This window comes from Methylophaga sp. (assembly GCF_965655755.1).
Classification (GTDB): domain Bacteria; phylum Pseudomonadota; class Gammaproteobacteria; order Nitrosococcales; family Methylophagaceae; genus Methylophaga.
In genome coordinates this window covers 1-5,461 of the sequence record NZ_CBFHHW010000019.1, presented here as the reverse complement: position 1 = coordinate 5,461, position 5,461 = coordinate 1, and the positions used below count along the sequence as shown (strand labels likewise).

At 46.5% G+C, this 5,461-nt stretch carries 8 protein-coding genes; 2 read left to right on the top strand and 6 right to left on the bottom strand.

All coding sequences use genetic code 11. The features are described 5' to 3' along the window. Positions 1 to 432 (bottom strand): disulfide bond formation protein B (locus tag ACTF5U_RS07640; RefSeq protein ID WP_438971045.1); only part of this gene is annotated, 432 nt, incomplete at its 3' end. 71 nt (positions 433 to 503) lie between these two features. Between ACTF5U_RS07640 and ACTF5U_RS07635 the strand changes: the two genes are divergently transcribed. Continuing rightward, positions 504 to 1,019, top strand: a complete 516-nt coding sequence (locus ACTF5U_RS07635) for a zinc ribbon-containing protein (RefSeq protein ID WP_438971044.1) — start codon at positions 504 to 506, stop codon at positions 1,017 to 1,019. Here ACTF5U_RS07635 and ACTF5U_RS07630 read toward each other — a convergent pair. The 3 genes from ACTF5U_RS07630 to ACTF5U_RS07620 are packed head-to-tail and all read right to left on the bottom strand — an operon-like array spanning position 1,016 to position 3,601. After that, entirely contained in the window at positions 1,016 to 2,188 is a 1,173-nt protein-coding gene (locus ACTF5U_RS07630; protein ID WP_438971043.1) for a JmjC domain-containing protein, read from the bottom strand. The two genes, ACTF5U_RS07635 and ACTF5U_RS07630, sit on opposite strands and share 4 nt — an antisense overlap. Positions 2,189 to 2,234: 46 nt before the next feature. Further along, on the bottom strand, positions 2,235 to 2,675 hold the full coding sequence (locus ACTF5U_RS07625) for an NfeD family protein (RefSeq protein WP_438971042.1): 441 nt from the start codon (positions 2,673 to 2,675) through the stop codon (positions 2,235 to 2,237). 2 nt (positions 2,676 to 2,677) lie between these two features. Then, on the bottom strand, positions 2,678 to 3,601 hold the full coding sequence (locus ACTF5U_RS07620; RefSeq protein ID WP_438971041.1) for an SPFH domain-containing protein: 924 nt from the start codon (positions 3,599 to 3,601) through the stop codon (positions 2,678 to 2,680). Between the two features lie 129 nt (positions 3,602 to 3,730). Between ACTF5U_RS07620 and ACTF5U_RS07615 the strand changes: the two genes are divergently transcribed. Continuing rightward, positions 3,731 to 4,393: a CsiV family protein gene (locus ACTF5U_RS07615; RefSeq protein WP_438971040.1), complete on the top strand. Its 663-nt coding sequence runs from the start codon at positions 3,731 to 3,733 to the stop codon at positions 4,391 to 4,393. On the opposite strand, the gene ACTF5U_RS07610 is transcribed toward ACTF5U_RS07615, so the two are convergent. Both ACTF5U_RS07610 and ACTF5U_RS07605 read right to left on the bottom strand, forming a co-directional pair. After that, complete coding sequence (locus ACTF5U_RS07610; RefSeq protein WP_438971039.1) at positions 4,371 to 5,117, bottom strand: S-methyl-5'-thioinosine phosphorylase; 747 nt, start codon at positions 5,115 to 5,117, stop codon at positions 4,371 to 4,373. The two genes, ACTF5U_RS07615 and ACTF5U_RS07610, sit on opposite strands and share 23 nt — an antisense overlap. A 1-nt stretch (position 5,118) precedes the next feature. After that, on the bottom strand, positions 5,119 to 5,461 hold a 343-nt coding region (locus tag ACTF5U_RS07605), incomplete at its 5' end, for a phosphoribosyltransferase family protein (protein WP_438971038.1).

Sequence of the window (5,461 nt, the reverse complement as noted above, 5' to 3'; positions counted from 1 at the left end):
TACCAAGGTCCAGGCTGGAATGCTCAATCCGAGAAAAGTCCACATAACATCGGCACATTCCCCTGAGCCTCTGAGCACCATATCAATTGCCTGAGAAAGTGGAAAATTATCCAGAATGAAATTCAAGCCCGGGCCACAACTCGGTACCTGATCCTCAGTCACGTTTTGTAACCAGACATGTCGCCCCGCTATCGCAGCACCCAGACCGGCGAACAACAAGACTAAAAACCCATATGCCCGACGTCCAGTGTTAATGGGGTTATGTATTGCCCCCAGTAAGAAAATCACCCCTGCAGCCAGCACCATCAGGCGTTGCAGGATGCACAGAGGGCATGGATCAAGATGTTCAATAAACTGGAAGTAGCCTGCCACCAGCAACATACTTAAGCAGACAATAAAACCGGTAAAAAAAACGCCTCGGAATGAATTCAAAATGGTTTCCTCCAATTCAATAATCTGTGCTAAGTTAACCTAAAAGGCCCGATGATAAAAGGAGTGATGCGATGAAACAGGAAGATTTTGAAAAAAAACTGGTTGCTGCATACGACACAATGATGGAACGGGTAAATGGTTTTCTTGATGATGCCGAGCAGCAGGCAATGCCCGCATTGCAACGCAATATTGACAAAGCCAAGCAACGCGCAGTAGAAATGCGCGAGCTCACTTCAGAGGAAGCCGAAAAAGTCGCTGCTTATGTCAAACGCGACCTCCATGAAGCCGCAGATTATCTCGAAAATACCGGAAAAGAATTATCAACCTGGTTCACATTCGATCTCCATTTGGTTGAAGAACGTATGTTCGACTTTTTTGCCAGTGCTGCAGATAAAACCCGCATTGAACTGAATAAGCTGGCATCACAGGCTAAAAAGTCTCAGCAGTATCACACGGGTGAAATAGCGGCTATTGGCACCTTGGTCTGTATTGATTGTGGTTGTGAAATGCACTTCAAAAAGACCAGTCGCATTCCGCCCTGCCCAAAATGTCATAAAACCAGTTTTAATCGGGGTCGAAAAACCTAATTTTCAGTCTGCCAGTACCAGCAACCTGCAACGATTAATTCATCCAGCAGGTCTGTCGATCCAGTGGCTTGTATTTGCTTCCACTGAAAGAATTGAATTGGCTCGTCGCCGCTCAGAATAGGCATAATGCTTCTTGCCTTGCTATCGACTTGGTAGGACTCACCGGCAGCAAATAACTGAATAAACGTATCATTATCAGCCCAGGCGATACGCACATAGGGGTTTCTCAGTAACTGCTCGGCCTGTTGAAATCGTTCATATAGAGAACTCTCTTCATCATCACTTGTCAGCTCAGCGGCCAGTAACTCCAAACTGGGTTTGGTCTCGGTTAACAGTCGACCAACCGCATCCAGCAATAGATCGTCAGATTGTTCGATGCAATCAATCAAGCTCTGTTTAAACCGGCGTATCGAATCCTTATCAATGTATTTATCGTCATTTGTCACCTGTAAACCAGGATCTTGATAACGTTGTTGACCGGCTTCATGCTCCGTTAGTGAGTGCATAAAAGCATCAAGTAACTCAATCTGAGTCGGCGCTCGAAAACCGATAGAGAATGTCATGCAATCATTGAGAGCCACACCGTGATGAGGGAAGTGCGGGGGTAAATAAAGCATATCACCTGGCTGTAACTCCCAAACTTCATCAGCCTCAAAGCTGTTGAGAATTTTTAAATCCAGTCCATCTATAAACTCAGCCTCTATAACCGGCGTATGGCTTATCTGCCACTGCCGGCTACCCTGAGCCTGCACTAAAAACACATCATAACCATCAGTATGCGGACCAACACTACCGCCTTCAGGCGCAAAACTAATCATCAGATCATCACGACGCCAATCAGGAATAAAGTCGAACTTAGCCATGATTCCGTCTAATTCCGGAATATGCTTATCGACGTCCTGCACCAACAAGGTCCAATGTGTTTTGGGCAAACCGGCAAAATCATCCGTGTTGAAGGGGCCATGTTGTAGCTGCCATGGACCGGACTCGCCACGCTCCTGTATCAATCTTGACTCAACATCATCCTCACAAGCCAGACCTGCCAGTTCTTCGGGACTCAATAAATCATCAGAGAATTGCCATGCCTGCCGGATTAATAAAGGCTTTTTTTGCCAATATTGGGTGAGAAATTCTTGTTGTGTTAGGCCGGTGTTAAAAAAAGCCGTCATAGATGTCCTGCGTTATTTGAGTGATAAATCTTTTTTATTATCTGACTCAGTCAATAATTTCCACATTAAAAACAACATTCTTCAGTCCGATTATCCGTACTTTTTTACCCGCATCACAGTTTGGCCCCTGCACTTTCCAGGTCGAATCATCCAGCTTTACCTTCCCTACCCCATTCTCAATTGGTGCCGTTAAGGTCACCGTGCGACCTATATACTGCGCGCCCCGACGGTTAAGGTTCGGTTGATCGCTGACAATTGGGTTTTTGAGATAATAACGACGCCACATGACAATACTTAATACCGACAATACGGCAAACAACATCACCTGATATTCCCAACCCAACTGGGGAGATAACAATAAAGCCAGCCCGGTCAGAAAGGCTGCAATCGCCATCCACAAAGCGAAAAAGCTGGGCGCGAGTATTTCAATGATGACGAGCACCACTGCGAAAATCCACCAATGCCAGAAATCAATCAGAATAGGCATAATCAGGCTCCTTTTTTAACAAAAGCTTCTTTTGCCAACTCAGTGATACCCGCTATCGAACCGATAACATTACTTGCTTCAAGCGGCATCATAATCACTTTATGATTCTCTGCAGAAGCCATATCTTTCAATGCTTCAACGTATTTTTGTGCAACGAAGTAGTTCACAGCCTGAATGTCACCGTTCGCAATCGCCTCGGACACCATTGTGGTCGCACGCGCTTCTGCTTCTGCTAATCGTTCCCGCGCTTCGGCATCACGAAAAGCTGCTTCACGGCGGCCTTCCGCATCCAGAACAGCCGCTTGTTTTTCACCTTCTGCACGCAGAATCTCTGATTGTCGATCGCCCTCTGCATCCAGAATGTTAGCGCGCTTTTCACGTTCCGCTTTCATTTGACGCCCCATGGCTTCCACCAGATCAGCCGGCGGAGCAATATCTTTAATTTCGATACGGGTCACTTTGACGCCCCACGGTGTCGTGGCATCGTCCACCACATGCAACAATTTCGCGTTAATATCATCACGTCGGGACAGTAACTCATCTAAATCCATAGAGCCCATCACGGTACGAATATTAGTCATGGTCAGATTAAGAATGGCATTATCCAGGCCACTGACTTCATAGGCCGCTTTGGCCGCATCAATCACCTGAAAAAACACCACACCATCGACGCGTACCATCGCATTATCTTTGGTGATAATTTCCTGTGATGGCACGTCCAATACCCGCTCCATCATATTAATTTTGGCACCGACACTGTCAATCACAGGCGTTATAAAATTCAAACCAGGACTCAGGGTCCGCGTGTAACGCCCAAACCGTTCAACGGTAAACTCCCTACCCTGCTGCACTGACTTAACCCCCATCAGAACAACGACCACTGCTAATACTAAGAAAAACAGTGCAAAACTCGATAATCCATCCATTTCTTTTCTCTCCATTCAATCAGTATTGTTTGCAGTGATGATAGCAGTATTCGTTTTTTTCGGGCAGCTACTTGAACAGCATGGAGAGAACAGTAGACAATAGACTCAAATCATCCAGACTAGGTTGCTATGAAAACTGATATCCGATTGACCAGAATAGCCATCGCTTTTGCCTTGTTGCTGCTAAGTTTTGGCGCGAATGCACAACAGTGGTATCACGTGGAATTAGTGGTTTTTGAACGTTTCAGCGGTGTCAATGCTGAACAATGGCCAACCATGAACCAAATCCGTAATGGTTCACTAAGCCCACAAATGGCAAATAAATATATTCAGCCTGCCTCGATTGATTCTCTGGCTGGCGTAGCGCAAAGGTTGAATAACTCATCTAATTACCGGGTACATTTTCATAAAGCGTGGCAACAATCGATGCTGAGTAAAAGAAGTGCCAAGGGTGTTCAGATTAGCTCTGCGAATAATCTGGTAGAAGGTCAACTGAAGCTTTATCGTGTTAATTATCTGCATGCAGATATTGATTTATGGTTTAAGGAAAATGGCACGCAAACCAGCAAGTGGTCTGATACTTTGCCGCAGGGCATAGAAACGGGAGGTCCGAGGAATCCTCATCTGACTGAAATACGCCGCGTTAAAAGCAAGGAACTGATTTATTTTGACCACCCGCGTCTGCCAGCTATATTACAAATCACCCCGGTCGCCGCGCCAGCTGCTGCGGTATCAGAAACACCTGAGAGCTATTCTTTACCCGAAACAACTAAATCGGCTGAAGCTCAGTAACACCGACAATGATGCTTCTGACATTATCAATACCCTCATTAAGCGTATCGGAAATCTGCTCCATGGATAGTTCACCGTCAGCAATCCCCGCCGCCCAGTTAGCGACTACTGCCAGCGTGGCGTAATCTATGCCGATTTCGCGAGCCAGATAGGCTTCCGGCATCCCGGTCATCCCCACTAAGTCACATCCATCCTGAGCCATACGACGAATTTCAGCTGCTGTTTCCAGTCTTGGCCCCTGCACAGCGCCATAGGTTGCGGCAGCTACAACCGATAGACGCTGGTTATCAGCAACCTGCAGAATTTTTTGTCGTATCGATTCAGCGTAAGGCCAGGTGAAATCAATATGATGTTCCGCTCTGAAGTCATCACTATAAAAACTTTGTTCACGACCATGCGTATAGTCAATAAGTTGATCCGGAACCGCCAGCACACCCGGACCAAAAGCAGCCGTAATTCCCCCTACCGCTGCAACCGCTAATATTTCTGTTACTCCCACCTGACTCAGTGCATATACATTAGCGCGATAATTTATTTTATGAGGTGCAATACTATGGTTGTTACCATGACGGGGCAAAAATGCCACTTGCCTGCCATCAAGCTTGCCTAACGAAATCGGTGCCGAAGGCTGACCAAACGGGGTATCCATAGTGAGTTTTTCCGTTATCTCTAACCCCGGGTAATCACACAGACCGCTACCGCCAATAATGCCCAACAGGCTCATATCAGGACTCCTTCATGGCATAAATGGCTGGTATATTCCGCCAGTATCCCTCGACGTCCATACCAAAACCGAATACATAACGGTCCGGAACAGTGAGGCCAATGTATTCAGGAAGCGGTTCTATTTGTCTTGGTCGGTCTTTATCCAGTAAGGTGGCGCAACGTACCGACAGAGCCCCGGCTTCCAGACAATATTTCCGCAACGCCGACACCGTGATGCCTTCATCATAAATATCCTCAACCAGCACCACATGACGATTTTTTAATTCAACACTCGGCTCTGCACGCCATATCAATTGCCCTCCAACCGTTTTATCACCATAACGGCTGGCATGAATATAATCG